The sequence below is a fragment of the Pseudomonas asturiensis genome (assembly GCF_900143095.1).
Taxonomy (GTDB): domain Bacteria; phylum Pseudomonadota; class Gammaproteobacteria; order Pseudomonadales; family Pseudomonadaceae; genus Aquipseudomonas; species Aquipseudomonas asturiensis.
In genome coordinates this window covers 42,675-63,475 of record NZ_FRDA01000025.1, presented here as the reverse complement: position 1 = coordinate 63,475, position 20,801 = coordinate 42,675, and the positions used below count along the sequence as shown (strand labels likewise).

General features: G+C 59.7%; 13 protein-coding genes and 3 pseudogenes. 6 read left to right on the top strand and 10 right to left on the bottom strand.

The genetic code is table 11. From position 1 onward, the window contains the following. Positions 1 to 173 precede the first annotated feature (173 nt). The 3 genes from BUB69_RS26960 (at position 174) to BUB69_RS26950 (ending at position 4,945) form a co-directional block, all read left to right on the top strand. A complete protein-coding gene (locus tag BUB69_RS26960; protein WP_073172939.1) occupies positions 174 to 1,475 on the top strand; it encodes a hypothetical protein in 1,302 nt (433 codons plus the stop codon). A 12-nt stretch (positions 1,476 to 1,487) separates the two neighbouring features. Further along, entirely contained in the window at positions 1,488 to 2,816 is a 1,329-nt protein-coding gene (locus BUB69_RS26955) for a glycoside hydrolase family protein (protein ID WP_073172935.1), read from the top strand. Positions 2,817 to 3,061: 245 nt separating this feature from the next. Beyond that, positions 3,062 to 4,945: an acyltransferase family protein gene (locus BUB69_RS26950; RefSeq protein ID WP_073172932.1), complete on the top strand. Its 1,884-nt coding sequence runs from the start codon at positions 3,062 to 3,064 to the stop codon at positions 4,943 to 4,945. 163 nt (positions 4,946 to 5,108) lie between these two features. Here BUB69_RS26950 and BUB69_RS26945 read toward each other — a convergent pair whose 3' ends face one another. Genes BUB69_RS26945 through BUB69_RS26930 form a run of 4 tightly spaced genes read right to left on the bottom strand, consistent with a single transcriptional unit; the run spans position 5,109 to position 9,945 of the window. Beyond that, a complete protein-coding gene (locus BUB69_RS26945; RefSeq protein ID WP_073172929.1) occupies positions 5,109 to 5,747 on the bottom strand; it encodes a response regulator transcription factor in 639 nt (212 codons plus the stop codon). Then, positions 5,747 to 6,811, bottom strand: a complete 1,065-nt coding sequence (locus tag BUB69_RS26940; RefSeq protein WP_073172992.1) for a sensor histidine kinase — start codon at positions 6,809 to 6,811, stop codon at positions 5,747 to 5,749. The genes BUB69_RS26945 and BUB69_RS26940 overlap by 1 nt, the downstream gene beginning before the upstream one ends. A gap of 52 nt (positions 6,812 to 6,863) precedes the next feature. After that, the gene (locus tag BUB69_RS26935) at positions 6,864 to 8,165 is read right to left on the bottom strand and encodes an ABC transporter ATP-binding protein (protein WP_024685993.1); all 1,302 of its coding nucleotides are present in this window, start codon (positions 8,163 to 8,165) and stop codon (positions 6,864 to 6,866) included. Between the two features lie 25 nt (positions 8,166 to 8,190). Then, on the bottom strand, positions 8,191 to 9,945 hold the full coding sequence (locus BUB69_RS26930; protein WP_073172926.1) for an ABC transporter permease: 1,755 nt from the start codon (positions 9,943 to 9,945) through the stop codon (positions 8,191 to 8,193). 261 nt (positions 9,946 to 10,206) lie between these two features. On the opposite strand from BUB69_RS26930, the gene BUB69_RS26925 reads away from it, so the two are divergent. Then, entirely contained in the window at positions 10,207 to 10,998 is a 792-nt protein-coding gene (locus BUB69_RS26925; RefSeq protein ID WP_084537208.1) for a substrate-binding periplasmic protein, read from the top strand. A 376-nt stretch (positions 10,999 to 11,374) separates the two neighbouring features. Here the strand turns inward: BUB69_RS26925 and BUB69_RS29780 are convergent. The 5 genes and pseudogenes from BUB69_RS29780 to BUB69_RS26910 form a co-directional block, all read right to left on the bottom strand. Further along, positions 11,375 to 11,968: pseudogene (locus BUB69_RS29780) on the bottom strand (methyl-accepting chemotaxis protein); the annotation flags it as partial. A gap of 309 nt (positions 11,969 to 12,277) precedes the next feature. Beyond that, positions 12,278 to 13,264, bottom strand: a pseudogene (locus tag BUB69_RS29775) (methyl-accepting chemotaxis protein); the annotation flags it as partial. A 429-nt stretch (positions 13,265 to 13,693) separates the two neighbouring features. Next, a complete protein-coding gene (locus BUB69_RS29770; protein ID WP_425439410.1) occupies positions 13,694 to 14,404 on the bottom strand; it encodes a methyl-accepting chemotaxis protein in 711 nt (236 codons plus the stop codon). Between the two features lie 159 nt (positions 14,405 to 14,563). Continuing rightward, positions 14,564 to 14,731 (bottom strand): annotated as a pseudogene (locus BUB69_RS29765) (HAMP domain-containing protein); the annotation flags it as partial. Between the two features lie 1,555 nt (positions 14,732 to 16,286). Next, a complete protein-coding gene (locus BUB69_RS26910; protein ID WP_073172914.1) occupies positions 16,287 to 16,511 on the bottom strand; it encodes a DUF6555 family protein in 225 nt (74 codons plus the stop codon). Positions 16,512 to 17,029: 518 nt separating this feature from the next. On the opposite strand from BUB69_RS26910, the gene BUB69_RS26905 reads away from it, so the two are divergent. Continuing rightward, positions 17,030 to 18,481 carry an iron-containing redox enzyme family protein gene (locus BUB69_RS26905; protein ID WP_073172911.1) on the top strand — a complete coding sequence of 484 codons (1,452 nt, stop codon included), beginning with the start codon at positions 17,030 to 17,032 and terminating at the stop codon, positions 18,479 to 18,481. Then, positions 18,478 to 19,422 carry a methyltransferase gene (locus BUB69_RS26900; RefSeq protein WP_073172907.1) on the top strand — a complete coding sequence of 315 codons (945 nt, stop codon included), beginning with the start codon at positions 18,478 to 18,480 and terminating at the stop codon, positions 19,420 to 19,422. The genes BUB69_RS26905 and BUB69_RS26900 overlap by 4 nt, the downstream gene beginning before the upstream one ends. A gap of 496 nt (positions 19,423 to 19,918) precedes the next feature. Here BUB69_RS26900 and BUB69_RS26895 read toward each other — a convergent pair whose 3' ends face one another. Beyond that, a complete protein-coding gene (locus BUB69_RS26895; protein WP_175561864.1) occupies positions 19,919 to 20,470 on the bottom strand; it encodes a hypothetical protein in 552 nt (183 codons plus the stop codon). Positions 20,471 to 20,801: the final 331 nt, after the last annotated feature.

The following is a 20,801-nucleotide window of genomic DNA, read 5'->3' as shown; positions in this document are numbered from 1 at the left end:
CAGTTTCCCGAACTGCGACTGATATACACCCTGTCACGCCGTTGCGAGCATTCGCTCCAGACCTCCCTTGTTTGTTCTCAGACGCATCCCCTTCTATCGACCCGCCTGTCGCGGTCGTCGGGCGGTAGCGTTGTCCGTTCGAATTTCCTGACGCCATTCAGAAGGCAGACCTCATGGAGCTGAACCCAGCGAACAGAGCTGGCGATTCGTCGTCGATCATTTCTTTTGATAAATCCACAGTCGTCGTATGGGTTGCGATCAGCCTGATTCTGGTCGAGACCTTTTCCGGTGCCTTGCGCTTCTACTTTGACAAGGCAGGAATCGGCCCTCTGCTGTACCTGCCCAAAGTGGCCTGCATCCTGTTGTTCGCGCTGGAACTGCGCACCTTCAAGGCCGGACGGTTGTTCTGGACCTTTGTCATCCTGTGGGCGATCTCCGGGCTGCTGGCCATGCTGCACCGCGCCAGCCCGCACAACCTGGCGTTCAGCCTGTTTGCGTTGAGTCCATTGGTGTTCGGGCTGGTGTGCAGCGAGCACCTGATTCATCGCAGAAAGCTGCTGTGCTGGGCCGTCGGTTTCTGCCTGCTGGCCTCGCTGGCGGGCCTGGCGCTGGACAGGTTCACCAGCGTGCCGTGGAAAGGCTACAGCTACAGCGTGGGTGAAACCGAGCTGAGCGCCAATACCACGTGGAGCGCCGACGATGAGGACCGGCTCGCCGGCTTTGCGCGGGTCTCCAATGTGCTATCGATCCTGATCGCTTTCTACACCCTGTACCTGTTCATGTTCCTGCGTTCGCGACTGGTGATGATGCTGCTCAGTGCCATCGCGCTCTATGCCATCGTGCTGACCACCAGTAAAGCGCCCGCCGGAGCCTTTGTGCTGACCATGGGCCTGCTGTTGATCCAGCGCATGAGCTGGACCTGCCGCACGCTGTGCATTGTGGTGGTGTTCGTCGGCCTGCTGCTGCCCACGTTGGGCATGGTGATGAGCTTCGATGCGCGCACGGTCAGCAGCAGCGGCAGTACGCTGGCCTCGCTCTACGACCGGCTGATCAACACCTGGCCCAACGTGATCAACGCCCTGACGCGCGAAGGCTGGGTGCTCACCGGCGCAGGCTTCGGCATGGTCGGCAGCACCATGGGCATCTTCCCGGTGGAAGGCTGGGAGATTTTCCTGGGCATGGACAACTCGGCGCTGTACCTGTGGGCGATGCTCGGCGTGGTCGGCGGCTTGCTGTACACCCTGCAGGTTCCGCTGCTGTTCAAGCTGATCGAGGACGAAAGCCGGGTCGGGCGCATGCTGCTGTCGATCAGTGTCTGCTGGTGCCTGATCAGTTGGACCACGGACATGTTCGAGGTCGCGGTGGCCAATCTGTTTGCAGGCTTGGCCATCGGCTATGTCATCGCGGAAAAAAAGGAGGCCATGACGCCCCGACCGGCTGAACTGCAACTCACTGCCTTTCCCGACCTGCGCTGAGGAGGCTGTGCCATGACCCGCTCTTTACGCTGCACCGCGACGCTCCTGCTGCTGGGCTGGCTGAGCGTCGTGCCGATGGCTCGGGCCGAACCGCCCTTCGTCGTCGGCATCGCGACGCACCTGATGAACTTCGACCGCAAGCTTAAACAACCCCTGGAGCTGACCGCAGAAGCCGGTTTCAACTCGGTCAAGGACGATGCATTCTGGTCAACCGCAGCGCCTTATCCCCACGAACTGCGCATCACCGCCAACTGGCGCAACTACCTGACCATCGCCCGGGAACTGGACATGAGCCGCCTGGCGATACTGGGCTACAGCACGTACTTTCACGACAACAAGAAGCCTCGAGAGCCGGTGGTGATGGGCGCGTTTCTGAATTACGTCGATTACGTCACCCGCCAGCTCGGCAACCGCATCACCTATTACGAGATCTGGAACGAGTGGGACCTTGAAGCCTCCGCCGACCCCCAGCTTGCATTGGACTACGTGACGCTGGTGCAGAAAACCGTGCCGATCATCCGCAAGAACACTCGCAATGGCACAGGCCCGCAGGCGAAGATTCTCGCCGGCTCAGTGACCCCCGACGGCATGAAATACGGCTTCGCTGATCCCTTGATCGAAAGCGGTGCGCTGGACCTCATCGATGGGTTGTCTGTGCATCCCTACGCGCACTGTGCCGCCGATGACGGCAACACACCCGAAGCGTGGGTGGTGTGGATGGCCGACTACGAGCGCTACATCCGCACCAAGGCAGGCCGTGATGTACCGATTTACCTGACGGAAATGGGCTGGCCCAGCCATCAGGGGCCCTGTGGCAAAAGCGAACTGACCCAGGCGCGCTACATGGCGCGGATCTACTTTCTGGCGCGCACCATTCCCAACGTCAAAGGCATGTGGTGGTTCGACCTTTACAACGATGGCCCGGATCGCTACGACCAGGAGCACAACTTCGGTTTGCTCAATGAAGACCTGTCGCCCAAACCCGCCTACACCATGATGAAGGCCATCGCGCCGGTGGTTCGTGACTTCACCTACGACGCCCAGGCCAGCTCGCTGACCAAAGACCTTTATCAACTGCACTTCAGCAAGGGGAACGAGCGGGTGCTGGTGGCCTGGGCGATTGGCAAGCCGCGTGAGGTGCAGGTGGTCAGCCAGGGCAACGGGAACGGTCCTTTGCGGATGACCGATACGGTTCATGCCGAGCGCGGAGAAGTGGACAGCGGTCAGTCATGGGCCTGTGAAGGCAATCAGTGCTCGGCCTCGATCACGCTGACCAACTTTCCCAAGATCATCCGGTTGAGCCCGGCGAGTCGCGGCGGGCAGATTGCTCAGAAAGAATGAGTGGCGACGACAGATCCGGGTTGAGCCAGCCCAGGCCTTCGCGAGCAAGCTCGCTCCCACGGGGACCTGTCGTGAGCACGTCCGCGTAAGGCGTTCAGTTTCTCGTGGGAGCGAGCTTGCTCGCGAAGACTGACGACCGGACAACACATCTCCCTCTGACAGAACCGCTGCTTTGCTGAAAGCAGGGCCATCGCCGCAATCACCTGAACCTACCTCCCCGATCACCCACGGACCGGCACTCTCCCATGGACTTCAGAAAAGACATCAATGGCCTGCGCGCCATCGCGGTTATCGCCGTGCTGCTGTTCCATTTCCATCCCGCCTGGCTGCCCGGTGGCTTTGCCGGGGTGGATGTGTTTTTCGTGATTTCGGGTTACCTGATCACCGGGATCATCATGCGCGGTCTCAACGATGGCACCTTCAGCCTGAAGGCGTTCTACACATCCCGCGCGCGGCGGATCATGCCGGCGCTGGCGGTGATGTGTTTCGTCTTGCTGGGGTTGGGCTGGTTCTACCTGCTGCCGCTGGACTACAGCGCGCTGGGCACCCACATCGCGAGCAGCCTGGGTTTTGTGTCCAACTTCGTCTACTGGCGCGAAGCGGGCTATTTCACGGCCAGTGCGCATGAAAAATGGCTGTTGCACACCTGGTCGCTTTCGGTCGAGTGGCAGTTCTATCTGCTGTACCCGATCGCCCTGCTGGTACTGCGTCGCTTCGTGGCGCTGAGGAATCTGCGCTGGTGGATCCTGGGCGGCAGCCTGACCGGGTTCGTGGTGGGCGTGCTCGCCTCGGCACGCTGGCCGGAAGCGTCGTTTTACCTGCTGCCGACCCGGGCCTGGGAGTTGATGTTGGGCGGCGTGGCCTGCCTGTTTCCCTTCCAGCTGCGCAGCGTTCAGAAGCGCATTCTGGAAAGCGTCGGGCTGGCGCTCATGCTGGCGAGTTTCTTTCTGGTGTCGGTGCAGGACCTGTGGCCGGGTTATCTGGTGCTGTTGCCTGTGCTGGGCGCATTTGCGGTGATCGTCGCGGCGCGTCAGAACTCGCTGCTGACCACCCACGCGCTCTCGCAGTGGACCGGCAAACTGTCCTATTCGCTGTACCTCTGGCACTGGCCGGTGGTCGTGCTGATGAATTACGCCGGATGGCTGGGCGAAGCTGGCAACGTGCTGATGGGCATCGGTGTGGCTTTTTTGCTGGCCATCGCCTCGTACGAGCTGATCGAAAAACCCACCGGTCGTGCGCGCCACAGGCAACGCTGGACACTCGCCACGCTCGGTACGGCCGTTGCACTGGTGTTCGTGGGCGGCACGGCGGTGAGCGCGACGCAGGGCGTGGTCTCGCCGATGCGGGAGATCAGCCTGTCCGCCAAGGCCTCGTTCATTCAGGATTACGTGAACCGGCAGCAGAACCTGTACGAGCCCTACTGGCTCAAGTGCGACGCGTTTTCGGCGTTCACGCAGCGCGGGCAGTCGAGCATCGATGAGTCGTGCACACGCAAGCAGGGTGAAGGCGGTGTGTTTCTGTGGGGCGACTCGCATGCGCAAGCGCTGTCGCTGGGTTTACGAACCTTGCTGGCCAGGGACACGCCGTTCTATCAGGTCGCGTCAGCCAGTTGCCGTCCCGGCCTGAGCGTCCACCAGGGCAGGGCATCTCCCACCAGCAGGGCCTGTGATTACTCCAACAGGCTGGCGCTGCACAGCATCGAAACGTTGCGCCCGAACATCGTAGTCATCGCCCAGAAGGACGGTCACGACAAGACCGACTGGAACGGCATTGCGATCAGGCTCAAGGGGTATGGAGTGAAACATGTGGTGTTGATCGGCCCGCTACCTCAGTGGAATCCATCGCTGCCCAGCGTCATTGCCAACCGTCACTGGGGCCTGAACGAGTCACACATCAGCGACCCGGCTCTTGATGAGGGCATGATGGCCGTGGATCAGGCGACCCGGCAACTGGCCGCGTCGGCAGACATCCAGTTCGTCTCGCTGATCGACAGGCTGTGCATCGCCGACGCCTGCCTGGTGCGTCTTGAAGACACCGACTCGCTGCTGCAGATCGATTCGGGGCACCTGAGCACGGAAGGCTCACTGTTTGTGGTGAAGCATTACGTGCTGCCGGAGCTGGTGAATTAGCTACCGCGGTTTGGTCGTATCCAGGCAAAACGTGGCTAAAACGAGAATGTCTGACTGGATGCATAACCTGTGGGAGGCGGCTTGCCGGCGATGGCGTCAGTTCAGTGAGTGCTGCAGGACGTGTGTATAACGATGAACACGGCGCACGGACACGCTCATCCACTCAATCTCCCGCCTGCAAGCGCTCGGCAAACCTGACCAGCTCCGCCAGGGAGTCGGCCTGCATCTTGCGCATCATCGAGCCGCGACGGACTTTGACGGTGATTTCGCTGACGTTCAATCGCGACGCTATCTGCTTGTTCAGCAGGCCTGTGACCACCAGCGCCATGACCTGTTGCTCGCCCTGATTGAGGCTCGCATGCCGACGCCGCAGTTCGGCTTCCACCGCAGCGTTCTGACGGCGAACACGGTCCAGCGCCAGGCCTTGCTGGATGGCGTCGAGCAGGTCCTGCTCGCGAAACGGCTTGGTCAGAAACTCCACAGCACCGGCTTTCATGGCCCGCACCGACATGGGAATGTCGCCGTGTCCGGTGATGAAGATCACAGGCAGAAAAATTCCCGATCGCGCCATCTGCTCCTGAAACTCCAGGCCGCTCATGCCGGGCATGCGGATGTCCAGAATCAGACAACCCGGCGCCTCGGGCCGGGGCGTGTCCATGAATTGCTGCGTGGAGCCGAACAGCAGGCTGCGCAGCCCCACCGACGCCAGCAGGTCTTCCAGCGAAGTGCGCACCGACAGGTCGTCATCGATCACGTAGATGATGGGTTCTTCGGCCTGCACGGTGGTGTCGGTGGTGTTCATCAGGAGTCCATCTTTCCGGTAGGCAGCGTGAAGTGAAACGTAGCACCGACTGACGAATCAGGCGTCACCCAGATACGCCCGCCATGTGCCTCGATAATGGACCGGCTGATCGCCAGACCGATTCCCATCCCCTCCTCCTTGGTCGTGTAGAACGCGTCGAAAATACGCTCGATGTTTTCCGGCTGCACGCCGACGCCATTGTCGCGCACCGAGAACTTCACCTCCCCGCCTGCGTTCCAGTCCACCATCACCTCCAGGCGAGCCTCACCGGGCTCGACCTTTCTCATCGCGTCCACGGCATTAAGCATCAGGTTCAGCAGCACTTGCTGAATCTGCACGCGGTCGGCCAGCAGCGGCGGCAACCCTTCCGACACCTGGACCGCGAGCGCGACCTGCTGCTCGTCGATTTCACTGTGGGCCAGCGAGACGATCTCGGCCACCGTATCGGCCACGTTGATCCACTCCTTGTGCGCTGCCGAGCGCTTGGCCATTGCCCGCACTCGCACAATGATATCGCCCGCCCGATTGGCATCGCCGATCATTCGCGCAAGCGCCTGGCGCGCACGGTCCAGATTGGCCGGTTCCGCGTCCAGCCAGCGCGTACAGGCGTTGCCGCTGGTAACGATGGCCGACAACGGCTGATTGATTTCATGGGCGATGGACGCTGTCAGCTCACCCAGCATGTTGACCCGGGCGATCTGCGCCAACTGCGAGCGTGCTTCGTGGACCGAGCGGATGGCTATCGCCATGCGCAGCGCCAGATAAGTCGCCATGGCAATCGCCGCCAGACTGATGATGCAGTTGATCAGCGCCGCCTCGCTGCCCCGCGATGTCGTCAGCTCGTAACTGAGCATCGTCAGCGCCATGCAGGTCACCGCGACAGCGATGACACCCGCGACCGGCAGGAACGTGACCGCCATGAGCACCACGGCAATCTGGAACACGCCCACGGCAATTTCCAGATCGGTCAGGGTATCGGCAATCGCGATCACAACGGCCAGGACCAGCAAGGCCGCCAGCCTGACCGCCATCGCGGCCTTGCCAAAGGATTCAGGCTCGCGCATCTGCACCATCTCACTCGTTTAAAGGGCCCAGCGCAGTATGCGCTGACACACCTCAGGAAGGGTTATCCAGACTGAACTGATCGGCCAGTTCATCGTAGGCGAACAACTCGGCGTAGCGTCCCCACTGCGTCACCGAATCCAGCGTCTGGCGCGCATCGCTTTCAGACATGAAGTCTTCCAGTTGATCCCGAAAACGCCGTGCCGGGGCGGTATGGGTGGAGCGATCATCCAGCACCCGACGAATATGCGCCACCAGCGGCACAAAGCTCAGCAGGTGCTGGGCAAACAGCTGCTTGCGTTCATCCACGTCCGCCAGCGCGTAACGATTGGCCGCAGGCAGCAGGCGAATGTCGCCCCCCTTGAGTTCGGCGAAGCGCAGCAGTTGCAGCACTTCGGCAATCGGAAACAGCTCGTCGGCGTTGTAGTGCAACGCACTGGCCAGTTCCGGCAGGTCGGCTTTCATGCTGTACGGCGGCGCATGAATCGCCTCGATCAGACCGGCCAGCGCGTTGGTCGACACGTGCGGCAGGACCATGCCCAGCCCGGTCCCCGGAAACACACCCTGACGAATCGCGCCCGCGTCGCTGTCCTGAGTCATCAGCACGTAGATTTCTTCGACCAGCGCCTGAAAGATCGGGTCCTGACGGTTACGTGGCTGAGGCAGGTCGACCTTGATTTCACTGATCACCCGACCCGGATTGGAGGAGAACAGCAGGATACGGTCGCACATCAGCACGGCCTCGGCGATGTTGTGCGTCACCATCAGGATTGACTTGATCGGCATGCGGCCTTCACTCCACATGTCCAGCAGGTCGGTGCGCAGGGTTTCGGCCGTCAGCACGTCGAGCGCCGAGAACGGCTCATCCATCAGCAGCACGTCAGGGTCGATCACCAGCGCCCGCGCCATGCCGACTCGCTGGCGCATGCCGCCCGACAATTCCTTGGGGTAGGCGCTTTCGAACCCGTCCAGGCCGATCAGGTCGATCGCCGCCAGCGCCCGCTTGCGTCGCAGCGAAGCCGGTACGCCTTGCGCTTCAAGCCCGACTTCAACGTTTTGCAGTACCGTCAGCCACGGAAACAGCGCGAAGCTCTGGAATACCATGCCCACCGACATGGCCTTGCCCTGCGCACGGTTGGGGAAAAGCACCTGGCCCTCGGTCGGCACCACCAGCCCTGCGATGGAGCGCAACAGCGTGGACTTGCCCGAGCCGGAGCGGCCCAGCAGGCCGATGATTTCGTTTTCGTGGAGTTGCAGCGTCACGTCATCCAGCACAAGCCGCTCTTTGCTGGCCTTGCCGTACACATGTCGAACCTTCTGCACATCCACCAGGCAACGCTTTTCGACAGCCATCATCGTGGCATCCTCCCCAAACCCAACATCAGACAAGACTCAGACGTCGCTCGGCGAACCCGTACAGTGGGCGCCACAGCAACCGGTTGAACGCGATCACGAAGACCGACATGACGGCAATGCCCAGCGCAACCCGTGCGTAGTCGCCCGCCTGAGTGGCGTTGGCGATGTACGAGCCCAGACCGGCAGCCTCCAGATGCTTGTCGCCCCAGGACACGGCCTCGGCCACAATGCTGGCATTCCACGAACCGCCCGATGCCGTCAGCGCGCCGGTAATGTAGTAAGGAAACACACCCGGCAACGCCACCCGACGCCACCACTGCCAGCCACGCATATTGAACATCGTGGCCGCTTCGCGCAGGTCGGTCGGCAAGGCGCTGGCCCCGGCGATGACGTTGAACAGGATGTACCACTGGGTGCCGAGCACCATCAGCGGCGACAGCCAGATGTCGGGGTTCAGGTGCAGGCCGACGATGGCGATGACTGCGAATGGAAACAGCACGTTCGCGGGAAACGCCGCCAGAAACTGCGCGATGGGCTGCAACCGTTCGGCCCACACCGGACGCAGACCGATCCACACGCCGACAGGCACCCAGATCAGACTGGCGATCACGATCAGTACGCTGACCCGCAGCAGCGTGGCCAGGCCCAACCCGAACGCCGTGACCAGATCGCCAAGCCCCAGCGATGCCTCGATGAAACGGAACAGGCAGACACTGGCTGCCAGGCAGCCGGCAATCACCAGCCCCAGCCAGGCGGTGTCGAGAAAACGGCTGAACCCTGGCGTGGGCTTGACGCTCCAGAAGCGCGTCAAGCCGCGCCAGTCGATCAGCATCAGGCCCTTCCAGGGCGCCACCAGCACGGCACCCAGCAACGGTGCGATTCGCGAGCGACCCAGCAGGCTGTACATCCAGGAACGCGGGCGCTTTTGCGAAGCGGTCTGCTCGAAGCGAAACTTGTCCGCCCAGGCCACCACCGGCCGAAACAGCAACTGGTCGTAGGCCACGATCACCAGCGCCATGGCAGCGACCGCCCAGGCAATCGCCGTCAGGTCTTTCTGTGCGATTGCCAGCGCGAGCCACGAACCGATGCCGGGCAGATTGACGGTGGTATCGCCCACCGAAATCGCCTCGCAGGCCACCACGAAAAACCAGCCACCGGACATCGACATCATCATGTTCCAGACCAGCCCCGGAATGGCGAACGGCAGTTCCAGCCGGGTGAACCTGAGCACCGGCGACAAGCCAAACTGACGGCTGACCTCACTCAGATCGTTGGGCACCGTGCGCAACGACTGGTAAAAGCTGAACGCCATGTTCCAGGCCTGGCTGGTAAAGATGGCAAAGATCGCCGCGCACTCGACGCCCAGTTGCCGCCCCGGAAACAGACCGATGAAAAAGGTCACGGTAAAGGTCAGAAAGCCCAGCACCGGAACCGATTGCAGAATATCCAGCGCCGGAATGATCACCTGTTCGGCCTTACGGCTTTTGGCCGCCAGCGTGGCCACAATCAGGGTGAAGACCAGCGAGGCTGCCAATGCGATGAACATGCGCAGCGTGGTGCGCAATGCATACTCCGGCAGGTTGGCCGGATCAAGCGTCATGGGGTTTGAAGTCAGCAGGGACAACGGCTGAAACATCTGCCCGACGCCGTGCAGCAACAGCATGACCACCAACGCCAGCAACGCCACACAGACGAGGTCGACCCAATACGGCATGCGCGCTCTTGCATCGCCATAGCGGGTGGCACGCAGGCTTTTACCGGGCTCGAAAATCGAATGCATGGGTTCACCTCGAAACGGCTGCACGGGTACGCGCCGACAGCGTTTCAGAAAACTGAATGTCAGCGGATACAGAGAAAATGGCAGTGAGTGTCTAACCACTCGTTGAACACAGCTTATCGATTTCCGGTGCGCGGTTAAAACCTGCAAACGTAGACCGTGTCGACTCGAAAGTATGAATGTCATATACCAAGGTATATACATACCGCTGAACATCCGACCGGCCTGTCAGTGCGTATCGGTGCAACGACGAAAGGATATCGAATGAGGGGATTACGCGTTCTGGTCCTGGGGTGTGCATGGGCGATGTGTCATCCCATCGGCGTGGCGCAGGCACAGTCGTACGTGGCCGCCAGTACCGAATGGCGGCCTTTCATCTACACCGATGAGTACAACACCTTGCGCGGTGTTTCCACAGACATTGCCCGCCAGGTATTCAAACAGGCGAACATTGATGCGCAGTTTGTTTCCTATCCAGGCAACCGCATGCAAGTGATGCTGGATAAGGGAAAGATCGATATCAGTTATGCCGAATCACCGAACTGGACCAGCGCCAATAACGCGAACAAGTATGTCTTTTCCGTGCCCTATCTGGCAGTTCGTGAGCACTTGTACTTTGCCGCGGATGATCCATTGTTGCGCGTGCCGCTGAGTGAGTTGCAAGGCGTGACGATTGGCATGGTCCGGGGTTACACCTATCGCGCTCTGGACTCCGCCCTTCAGGAACGGCGTGTGACCAAGCTTGAAACCTCGGAGGATTCAGCCCTGCTCGAGCTGGTCGCCAACAAGCGCGTAAATGCTGTGGCCATGGTCGACGACCTGTATGACTACCTCATCACGACCCACCAGATCGACCCTGGCCGGTTTCGCCAGGGCGCCCTGCTCAGCGAATCGCACTTGTCGATGATGCTGGCGAACCAGCACGCTGCGCTGCTGCCGAAAATCAATGCCGCGATCCTCGACATGCAACGTCGCGGCGAGCTGCAACGGATACGCGACGCTTACCTGCCGACGTCGTCCTCTAAAGACTGCACAACACAGGGCGTGACCTGCTGAGCCCGGAAATGGATCTCAAGGGCGGCCACAGAACCTGCGCAACATACGGCAGCAAATAAAGGATTGTAGAAGCGGACTTGTCCGCGAAAAGGCCAGTGTATTCAGTAGAAGGGTTGCGTCGGAAAGGCAGTCTTCGTGGACAAGCGGAACGCCGCCCGGTCCACTCTTACAGGCTGAAAACCGATCTCAGCCAGTGGGAGCGGACTTGTCCGCGAAAAGGCCGGTACATCCGACAACTATCCAGCGACTGGAACACGGCATTCGTGGACAAGCGGAACGCCGCACGGTCCGCTCTCACGAGGTTTGCTGCGCGATGTCGAAGACGTGGTGAGGCTTCCCACCCGTCTTCGTTTATCCGCTCGTCCGGTTAAAACCATTACACCCGAAAATGGCTGACCATCATCTGCAACTGTCCACCTAGACGCGCCAGCTCAACGCTGGAGGCGGCGGTTTCTTCGCTGGCTTCGGCGGTCTGTTCGGACACGTCGCGCACATTCACGATGCTGCGGCTGATCTCGTCGGCCACTGAGCTTTGCTGCTCGGCAGCGGCGGCGATCTGCTGGTTCATGGCCTGAATGTTCGACACCGTACGGGTGATGCTTTCCAGCGACACACCGGCCTTGCGGGTCAGTTCAACACTGCTGTCGGTCAGCGTGCGGCTGCCCAGCATGATCTCCGAGACCTGACGCGTGCCGTTCTGCAGACCAGCGACCAGGGTCTCGATTTCCTCGGTCGATTGCTGAGTACGCTGCGCCAGGCCACGCACCTCATCCGCCACTACCGCAAACCCGCGACCCGCTTCGCCAGCACGTGCGGCTTCGATGGCGGCGTTGAGCGCCAGCAGATTGGTCTGCTCGGCCACGGCCTTGATCACGTCCATGACCTTGCCAATCTTGTCGCTTTCCTGCTCCAGCACCGTCATGGCGTCGGAAGAACGAATGACTTCGGCGGCCAGTCGTTCGATCTGGCCGATGGCTTCGCCCACGACCTTGTCACCGGCGCGCGCTTGCTTGTCCGCATCGGAGGCAGCTACGGACGCCTGCTCGGCGTTGCGCGCCACTTCGTGCACGGTGGCCGACATTTCGTTCATGGCTGTGGCGACCTGATCGGTCTCGACCTTCTGGCTGTTGACGCCCGCGCTGGTCTGCTCGGTGACCGCCGACAACTCTTCGGCGGCGCTGGCAATCTGCGTCACGCCATCGCGAATCCCGGAAATCAGGTCGCGCAAAGTGGCACCCATGCGCTGGATGCCCTGTTGCAGCACGCCCAGCTCGTCGCGTCGGGTGATGACCTCGGTGTGCGTCAGGTCGCCAGAGGCGATGCGATCAACAATGGCCAGGGTTTCCTGCAACGGACGCGTGATCTGACGCGTGATAACGACTGCAGCCAGAATCCCGAGCACCAGCACCAGCAGCACGCAACCGATCTGCAGGTTGCGCGCCTGAGCGGTATCCGCGTCGCCCAGCTTCATCTGCAGGTCATAAAGTTCATCGCCCAGCTTGACGATGGTCGCGCCCTGGTTAGTCAGGTCCTTGCGCACCGTTGCCGCTTCTACAGTCGTGGCCTTGAAGGCCTCAACCGAACGGCGATAGCTGCGCAGTGCGTTTTCCAGCTGCACGACCCTCGTACTGTTGGCTGCGCCAAGGGTGGACTTGAGGCTGTCCAGGTGCTGAATGGCGGCGTCCAGTTGCTCAAAGACAGCTTTCTCGGACTTGTCGTCGGGCTTGCCGGTGTAACCGCGCACTTCATAGCGCACCAGAATCAGATCCTGCCGGGCCGTGTTCACCCACTGCACCTGATCAAAACGCGCCGGGTCCGAGGCATCCAGTTGCAGAACCGCATCGTTGAGGGCTTCAATCGACTGCATGGCCACGGCCGCGTTGGCGATCATTTCGTTACGCACTCTGGCACCGGTCTGGTAGACCGCGCGCATCTGGTTCAACGACGCCTCATAGTCGCGAATGACGTCGCTGAGCTGGTTGAGGGTTTTGACGTTGGCGGGGTTGGTGAAGGTTGCCAGCAATGATTGCTGATTCTGTTTGAAGCTATCCAGCTTGCCCTGCATGTTCTGCGCAGCGGTCTCATCACCGTCGGCCAGCATGTATTGCAGTCGGGCGATTCGCAGGTCGGTCAGCTTATTGCCGAGCTGGGTGATGTCACTGATTCTGTCGGTGCGATAGATCAGTGTGTCGAGGCTGGTCCAGCCGACCAGGGCGAGAATGGCAGTGAAAAAAAGGACGGCGCCAAATCCCAGAGCCAACTTCATGTTGACGCTGATGTTCGCAAAGCTACTGTTCATGCAATCTCCTGAATATGCTTTTTATGCGCAACGAAAGAGCTGAAGATTTGTTTTTATGAACAGCAAACCTGCGCGCTAGAGCTATCGGCTGGTATCAGGAAAAACTTGATCGAAAAGACAGAATCCGCGCGAAGACCGTTGATTCAGGAGTGATTTGGCTGAGTTTCGACACGGCGTGCAGCAGAACCCGGACCTCGTAGGAGCGGACCGGGCGGCGTTCCGCTTGTCCGCGAATACTCTGTTTCAGTCGCTGAATAATTGTCGGATGTACTGGCCTTTTCGCGAGCAAGCTCGCTCCCACAAAAGCGCGTGTATTTAGTGGGTTACAGGTTGTTTGACAGGAAGCGGCGCCAACACGCCGCTTCCCGCCATCAGGTAACGCCCATTCAGCTCAGGTCACGCCCCCAGCTTGAATCGCGACACCACCGAGCGCATTTCACTGGCCACGCGTCCCAGTTCGTCAGCCGTGACTGCGTTGTTCTCGATACCTTCCATCAGGGTCCCGGAGCTGCTGCGAATGCCCATCACGTTGCGGTTGATATCTTCGGAAACCGCGTGCTGCTGGACAGCGGCGCTGGCGATCTGGGTATTCATTTCAACGATCCGCTCCACCCCCTGGCTGATGCTCGACAGACTGCCCGACGCCTCGCCCGCGGCATTGATGCACGCCTGCGCTTTCTGTTGGCCGGCCTGCATCTGCTGTACGGCAGCTTCGGTCGCCCCCTGCAGTTGCTGGATGATGCTGCGGATCTCTTCGGTGGAGGACTGGGTCCGCGACGCCAGCGTACGAACCTCGTCAGCCACCACCGCAAAGCCGCGACCTTGCTCGCCGGCACGCGCCGCTTCGATGGCGGCGTTCAATGCCAGCAGGTTGGTCTGATCGGCGATGGTGCTGATCACCTGAATGACGCCACCGATCGACTGACTGTGCAGCGCCAGCGCCTGAACTTTCTGAGCGCTGAGCTCCACTTCCTCGGCCAGTGCCTGAATCGTCGAATGTGCCTGGTGCATGACGCGCAACCCGGTACGCGACGCGGTATTCGCCTCGTCGGCAGCCTGCGCAGCGCCTTCTGTGTTCTGCGCAACGTCGGCGACGCTGGCGGTCATTTCGTTGATGGCGGTGGCCACCTGTTCGGTTTCAGCCTGCTGGGCGTTCATCGACTGCTTGGCCAGGCTGATGGAGTTGCCCAGCCGCGCGGCCACTTCAGACAATTCGTAAGACGTGCGGTCCATGTGCGAGATGGACCCGGAGAAGGCTTGCGCCATCAGGTTCAGACCATTACCGATGTCTGCCACTTCGTCCTGGCTGCGGACCTGGACACGGGCACTCAGATCACCATCCGCCAGACGGCGCGTGACGTCCAGCAGGCCGTCGATAGCCAGACGCAAGGCACGGTAGATGCTGCAGAACGCATAGAGCAGCAGCAGGCCCATGAACACGCAGATGGCGATGACCATTTCGCGTTGCAGCAACAGTGCGTCATAGCGTGTGTCCAGCTCACCTTGCAGCGACGCCTGGATCTCGTCCTGCGCTTTGTAGAAAGCGGCGACAACGGCATTACCGCGAGCGCTCAACGACTGCCCTTGCTGAACCGATAGCGTGGTGCCGGTCACGTAGGCCTTGAGTTCATCACGGAAACTGTCCATCGCGGCGATGGCGGCCACGACCGGCGCATTGACGCGCTCGGTCAGTTCGGGCGCTCGGCGCTTGAGCAGGCGAATGCTCTGCTCCAGTTCCAGGCGGGTCTGCGCTTCCTGCTTGAACAGGGCATCCAGCGAGCCACGCATTGTCGGGCTCAGGTTCTGCCCTGTGCTCAAACCCGCCGTAATGCCGCGAATCTGGCCTGCGATGTTGATCTGACGAGGCATGCGGATGGTGCTCAGGTCGATCAGAAAGAGAGACGCGTAGTCTTCATCCAGAACCAGCCCGGACGTGGCCGACAGGTAATAGATGAAGTTGAGGGTCTGGGTCAGTTGTTCATTCCACTGAATGAACACTTCGTCCGGCGAGGCACCGGGCTTTACGCTGTCCATGATCGTGCGGGCACCATCACGCAGGCGTTGAACCCGGTTTTCTGTCTCCAGCGTACGGCCCTGACGGGTGTCAATGTCCGCCAGGTTGGCAAACGCAGCTTCCAGCTGGCTGCGATTGGCAACCAGGTCTTGAGCCGCAGCAGCGTCGCCGGTCAGCATGCGATTGGTCAGCGCACGCTGCAGCATGGAGAGGCGCAACACCGGTGTCACGACGTGCAGGTATTCACGTCCCATGCGCTCTTGCGCAACGGTATCGATACTCGCATTGAGGCTGTTGAACACCCGCAGCCCGAGAACAAGCAACGGAATCACGATGATGATGGCCAGAACGGTGAATTTGGCAGGGAAACGCAAGCGGTTGGTCAGGGAGATACCGGGCGACAGAATATTCATATCGTTCTCTTTCTAATAGGGGGCCTGATCCGGCTGAAAGAACTCCCTTCTTTGCATCGCGACAGGTGGGCGGTCAGTCACTTTTACACTCAAACGGATACATCCATATCGAGTGAAGGCATTGTGACATCACTTCTGAGCGTGCCCTCATGGGTTAGTTCAATGGGGCTCATACAATGTGATACCGGACCTATCGGCCTATCGGAGGGAAACCTGAGCGCGGCAACGCGACGCAGCACTGACGTTCGTCAACAGCTTCGGCGACGACTTTGTGTAACGTACTGTTTCTGTTGAAAACCTTTGCACACAGCTAATTCGAGGTCGGCGCGATCGCCCCCTCAATCATTTGAAACGGGATTTCATTGATTATTCGCAAAGACATCTGCGCTGAATGAAGCCATTGCGGCTCCACGAATGAGGTTGCCTGCGTGCTTGCCGCCATTGCAGGGTTATCTTCATGGAAGGACGCTGGATCAGATCAATCCCCTCGCCCCCCCTCCACCCGCGTGCGACATCAAACCTGCACGCGGGTGAATATCATCGCCCACTCAGTGCCCCGGCCTCACGCCTGCTTCCACTCCACGTTCGACAACCCGAGTTTCTCGGCCTGAGGCTTGCTCAGTTTTGGCGCCCTGTCGGAGCGGTACTTGGGAATCGCACCGAACCCTGCATCGACCGTCGCCCAATGCCAGGCTTCCTGGTTATCCATATTGACGGCCCTGATGTAGAACGTCTTGTAGCTACCGTGCAATAGATAATCAATCCGGTAGTGTTTTTCATCAGCCATTTTGGTGCTCCTGCTTTGTCCACTCGCAAAACAGATCGTGCTCATTTCGAAAAATTCCAACTTTTTTAAGGTGGGATATAGTCGATATCATATAGCCATCCCTGCCGCCCATTCATACGAATGGAAGTTGTCAAAGTTGCCCCATAGGTATTATTAATAAGTGCAAAAACTTTAATTTCCGCTGACGCGCTATAAAGAATTCATACACCCTTTGTATTCAGGCGCTGACACGCGGATCGGGAGCGGCCTGCGCAACCCCATGGCAAATAACGAAATTCTATTGAACTCCTGATAACCGCGTTTCCCGTCACCCATTCACGGGCCTGACGACTGTGCGCGCCTGATTATCCGCCAGCTGCGGCGTAATCGGCCGACAGTGGGCAGGTAAGGGCCACCTATCGGCAGGCGGTAAAAAACGCTGAATTTTCTGCAACGCCCGGCACTCCTTTCTAACTAGAACAACAGAAAGTCTCGCGCGATCGTCTCTCGTGACTCTCAACTGCCGAGGTATGTTTTTTATGACGTCTCTTCACATGATGACAGGCAGCACTGTCGTCAAACCAACCGTAGTGGAAGAAGAATCGAAAACCGTTTACCAGTCCTGCATGAGAGAGAACGCTGAAGCCCCGCGGCACGAGGCGGCCGCATTTCTGGAACGTTGCCTTGCCCTGGCCGACCGGGAAACCTGTGACCTTCCGCAACAGCCTGAAGCGCTCGAATCCTGGATCGAGCAGAACGTGGCTCAGGTTGCCGATCAATACGCGACGTATCTGGAACAACGCCGAGCGGGCGAGCCGCGACGTTTCTTCAAGAACAAAGCCCACGCCATGTACTTCATCCAGCAGGTCGCGCCCACCAAACTGGTGGACGGGGCCTGGCTCTATGGACTGCTGCCGCATTGGGCGGATTACCGTTTTCACGGGCTGATTCGCACGTATCTGGAAGAGCTGGGCGATGGCGAGCAGGCACAGAATCACGTGTCGCTGTATCGCAAGCTGCTGTCGGACCTCGATTGCGATACCCGTGCCCCGCTGCAGGACGAAGCTTATCTGCAAGGCGCGATCCAGCTCTCGCTGGGCGTGTCCAGCGATCAGTACCTGCCGGAAGTCATTGGCTACAACCTGGGTTATGAACAACTGCCTCTGCATTTGCTCATTACTTCGTTCGAGCTGAACGAGCTGGGCATTGATCCGTATTATTTCACCCTGCATGTCACCATCGACAACGCCAGCACGGGTCACGCCCGCAAGGCAGCACAGAGCGTCATGGCGCTGATGCCTGTCGGCCAGGAGCGCAACGAGTTTTATCGCCGCGTCGGCAGCGGTTACAAGCTAAACGAGCTGGGACCTGGCTCGTCTACGGTGATCCAGTCGTTCGATCTGGAACAGGAAGTCATTGCCATGCTCGAACGCAAACGCACCTTCGGCCAGCACATGCATTCTGACTACTGCCGTCTGGACGGCAAGACCGTCAATGAGTGGCTGGCCCAACCCGATCAGATCCCTGAATTTCTCGCCGTTCTGGAGAACCGAGGCTGGATCAAGCTCCATCAGGACCCGATCCACAGCCGCTTCTGGCAATTGTTCGAGGGCGTCGGCGCGCCCATGTTCGGCGTGTTCAACGGCTACGAAAAACAACTGGTGCATGACTGGATTGCGGGCGACTGGCTGGCCGATGGCAGCGCTCAGCCCAGTGCAGGAAAGCGCCTGCCGGAAGCATTCCGCTCGCGGTTTCGCAACCTCCCCGGTACGGGTCAGCCGGCACCGTTGCAGGCAGCCCACACCTCGACGGACGTGGATCCGGATGTCCGCGAACTGCATGCAAAACTCGAATCCGTTGCTGCCATTGAAAGGATGCCCACATTGATCGACAGCATGTCACCTGCACGCCACGCGAGCGCTGCCGGTCTGCACGCCACCCGCCTGTTCGTCTCCCACATGGCCGAACGCATGACAGGAGCTCACGCATGAATCCGACGCTGCCCGACCGCATGGCACTGACAACCCTCGCACAGCGCTTGAAAGCAGGCGGTTATCAGTTCATTACGCCAACCCCCCTCACCCACCAACGGGTCAACGAGCGCCCGGAAAATCGCGTCGCCTTGTCGCTGCGTGATGTCTTCGGATGGAGTCGGATCATCCCGGAGTCCATGCTGCCCGCCTCGGAAGCTCAAGGGCTGCTGGAAGCCGGTATTCTGGCGAGAAGTGATGACGGCTTGAAAAGCCGGGTCAGATTTTCCAGCCTGGATGACTTGCTGCTGGTGCATTCCGCCTACCCGACCCTGGACGAAGACTCAGTGTTCTTCGGCCCGGACACTTACCGGTTTGCGCAGTCCATCAAGGCCCATTTGCACAGCACCCCACACACCATCGCCCGCGCGGTGGACATCGGCTGCGGCACTGGCGCAGGTGCGCTGCTCATCGCACACGCCAGGCCGAGCGCTCAGGTGCACGCCGTGGACATCAACCCCAAGGCCTTGCACTTTGCGCACACCAACGCCGCCGTTGCAGGTCTTGAGAACCTGGAGTGCAGCCACAGCGATGTCCTCACTGGCATGACCGGCAGCTTCGACCTGATCGTCGCTAATCCGCCGTACATGAAAGACACTCAGAAGCGTGCCTACCGCCATGGCGGCGATTCGCTGGGCGCTGACCTGTCAGTGCGCATCGTGCGCGAATCCATCGACCGCCTCACACCCGGCGGCTCGCTGGTGCTGTACACCGGTGTCGCCATGACCGGCGAACGGGACCCGTTTCTTGAAGCCGTGAAGAGCGATATCGACCACACGGCATTGACCTGGACCTATCGCGAGCTGGACCCGGACGTGTTCGGAGAAGAACTGCTGGAAGAAGGTTATGAAGAGGCGGAGCGTATTGCGGCGGTCGAACTGGTGGTGACGCGGCAGGGGTGAGGCTGTGTTTTCAATAACATTCATGGGCCACCCAGAACGGGCGCCAGTGTTCAGCAAGGACGTGGGAAGCTGTCCAGCATCGAGCGGAACGAATCGGACCCGTCATTCCGATTGCAACGCGAACGGGTCCTTGGGAATCGAAGAACGACAGGGAAACGTTGAAGGCGAAGTCGTGTCTCGAGCAATCTGTGCGGCTTTAATTCTCTAAGATAATCACTGGTTTTAGAGAGTGAAAACTATCGCCATGCTCTAACACGGCGTTTTCGGATACTTTCATAACCTGTTGAAACCTGGCTGTTGATGCTGATCCCGAACTGCCCCATGCCTTTACCGCACTGTTGCTCAGCGTCACTGGCTGACTAACAGCCCCCCTACGGCTGCCATGGAAAGCAATAACGCAATTCGTTGCACAGGTATTCCTTGGAGAGGTTCTGGAGCAGGCGCCGTTTTTCAAGAGTCATCGCGGCGCTCGCCGTATTTTGCGCGTCGTGACCGGTCATTCCGTTACCGGTAAAACCAACTCCTTCTGCCCTTCCACCGTCACGTCATAAACCTTCTGGCTGCACTCCGAGAACCCCTGCAAATCAAACTCCACCAGATAGGTCTTGTTCGCTTTCGGCAGAAAGCTGAGCGACAACGGCCCGCACTTTTCCAGGCTGTACGAGGTCCCGCGATCATTGCGCCAGTTCGCAACGCCCTCCACCACCGTCAACTGATCCGCCGGCACCAACGTCTCACGGAACGGCCGGGCACGATAGAGCCCACGGGCCAGGCCCTTGTATAACCCTCGGAACAATGCCGGCGCCTGTTGCTCCAGGGAATCGTTGTAAACACCCCCCACGCTGCTCAAATTCCCCACGGGCCCAGCGCTAAAGCTCACCAGCGATTCGGTGCTGAGCATTCTGAAAATAATCTTCGCATGTTGGTCATCTGCCATCAGCACGACCGGCTTGGGTTTGGCCGGCGGCGGGCCTTTATGAGAAGAACAACCCGCACCCAAAACAGCCACCAGGCACAACGGAAAGACCCAGGCAAAGGAACGACCCATAGATAAATTCAAACCCTGTCAAATGCCATGATGGTTAACTGCGAGCCAACAGAAATTTGTTGCGCAGAAGCTAGATGCCCTGATCGCTCAGACCACAGCTAGCTGCATTCGCGGCGTCATGAAAACTCGAAGTGGGAAAGCGGCCACTTGCGAACGTTTTAATTCACAAGCGACCGGTTTGATTCACAAAACTGAAGCTAAGGAATAAAAACTGTCGCGCAAAACCTAGCAAACACGGGGTATGGCTGAAACCCAAACCAGCTCCAAAAACTGTCGCGACGTCCAAAAACGGCCATTCCATGAGTTGCTCTAGGTATTAAAAACTGTCGCG